1 pseudogene is annotated in these 298 nt (G+C 62.8%); it reads right to left on the bottom strand.

Features of this window, described 5'->3' with window-relative positions:
• Positions 1-161 precede the first annotated feature (161 nt).
• Positions 162-298, bottom strand: a pseudogene (locus CBX98_RS26745) (uracil-DNA glycosylase); the annotation flags it as partial.

Raw genomic sequence — 298 nt, 5'->3', positions numbered from 1 at the left:
AAATTAGCACCCGTCAGTCGGTTCGCCCGACCTCAAGACCTCGGTGAGACCTTCGGGTGGCAGCCGCGGCAGGCCGAATGCGCGATGACAAGCGCCTCGGATCCTAAACTGGCCCGCGAGCTTCGGCTCGCGGGCTTTGTCACTTCTGCAGAATGCTTTCTTCAGAGTTCAGAGCGCGGCGGCAGCGACCAGTCGATCGGCGCCTCACCGCGTGATTCGAGATAGGCATTCGCCTTGGCGAAGTGGCCACAGCCGAGAAAGCCGCGGTGTGCTGAAAGTGGCGACGGATGCACGCTGC

It is taken from the genome of Vibrio sp. T9 (genome assembly GCF_003123985.1).
Lineage (GTDB): Bacteria > Pseudomonadota > Gammaproteobacteria > Enterobacterales > Vibrionaceae > Vibrio > Vibrio diabolicus.
Note: the sequence above shows the minus strand (reverse complement) of the source record. Positions and strands in the feature narration are given on the sequence as shown.